The organism is Bartonella sp. CE47NXGY, from assembly GCF_042195415.1.
Taxonomy (GTDB): Bacteria; Pseudomonadota; Alphaproteobacteria; order Rhizobiales; family Rhizobiaceae; genus Bartonella.
The window spans coordinates 1-1672 of the sequence record NZ_JBHIOI010000122.1; the positions used below are offsets into that span (position 1 = coordinate 1).

A 1672-nucleotide genomic window follows, 5' to 3' on the forward strand; every position below is an offset into this window, starting at 1 on the left:
GTTAAGGGGGCTGGTTCCTTTGCCATTCATAGAACCTTTTTAAAAGACAATGGCTGCAAAACAGATCAAAAACCAGCCAAAGCTATGTTGGGATCTGTCACGGGTGGTGCTGTGCATTTAAGCCAAGCCAATCCAAAACATCTGGTCATTTGTGAGGGCATTGAAACCGGTCTGGCTCTGCTGTCGGGGTTGTTATCTGAGCCCGTGAATTTATGGGCGTCCCTTTCAACCCATGGCATGATGCATGTGAATTTGCCTCCTACAAAAGCCCGTCTCACCATTGCAATGGATGGCGATGAGGCTGGTCATAAAGCAGGTTTTACCCTCGCTGCGCGCGCTTATAGACAAGGCTTTGAGGTTTTTATCATGCAAGCCCCCTACGGTCTAGATTTCAATGATGTTTTGATACTGAAAGGTATAAATAAATGAGAGAGAATAAAAACAATATTATAGATACCAACAATCAAAATGTTTCATGCAATGATAACGATAATGGCTCTTTAAATGATAAGACTTGTTTAGAAGCCATTCCTTATAAACAAGCATTGCAACAAAACGGTTGGGGGGAATTAAAACCACTTGAATATACTCTCTTACCCGTCGAGTCTTTTCATGCTGCGCAAATGCCTTTAACTTTAAGTCGCTATGTTTATGACGTTGCTGACCGTCAACAAGCGCCTCTCGATTTTGTGGCTGTCGCTGCTTTGTGTGGCTTGGCTGCTCTCATCGGCAATGGCGTGCGGATTGCTCCAAAACAACATGATGATTGGAAGATTGTCCCTAATCTCTGGGGCGCTCTTATTGGTCAACCTTCAACCATGAAAACACCTACCATGCAAGCCGCTTTAACTCCCATCACTTGCCTTCAAAAGAAATGGTATAAAGACTGGCTAAAGCAGAAAGAGAGACAAGAAATTGAAGAGATACTTGAAACTTTAGACAAATCCGAAAAGAAAAAACAAGCCCATAAAGCAATAAAAAAGGAGATCTTGAAACAGCCCGTGCTCTTTTGTCTGAAACCCTCTCTAAAGACAATGCGCATGATGATGATGTCTCCCGTTTTATTGTCAATGATACGAGCGTGGAAAAGCTTGGGGAACTTTTAAAAGAAAACCCCCGTGGTCTCTTGATGGTGCGTGATGAATTATCCGGTTTCTTAACAGATATGGAACGGAAGGAATATCAATCAGACCGCGCCTTTTATCTCACAGCTTTTAATGGCGATGATCAATTTACTTATGACCGTATAGAGCGTGGAACCATTTTTATCCCCCATGTCACCTTATCCATGATTGGAGGCATTCAACCCTCTCGCATTCTGCCCTTTATACGCAATGTTTTATATGGCAAAGGCAATGATGGTTTCTTACAACGCTTTCAAATGCTTGTATGACCCGATGAGACAAAAGATTGGAAATGGGTTGATAGACCGCCCAATCAAGAGGCATGGGAAACTTATGAAGGGGCATTTCGTTCTCTTTATGATAACCCCCTTGGTTCACCAGAATATCCGCTTGTGATGCGTTTTTCTGCTGAAGCTCAAGAGATCTTTCGTGAATGGATGCAAAAGATTTTTAAAGAAGCCAAAGAGAATAACCTTTCTGAAAGCTTACAAGCGCATCTTTTGAAAATGCCTAAGACCATAGTAAGTCTTGCATTGATTTTTGAATTA

1 protein-coding gene and 1 pseudogene are annotated in these 1672 nt (G+C 42.0%); both read left to right on the forward strand.

The features are described 5' to 3' along the window. Window positions 1-429 (forward strand): toprim domain-containing protein (locus ACFIL3_RS10010; protein ID WP_375682211.1); only part of this gene is annotated, 429 nt, incomplete at its 5' end. Next, window positions 426-1672: pseudogene (locus tag ACFIL3_RS10015) on the forward strand (YfjI family protein); the annotation flags it as partial. The gene ACFIL3_RS10010 and the pseudogene ACFIL3_RS10015, both read left to right, overlap by 4 nt.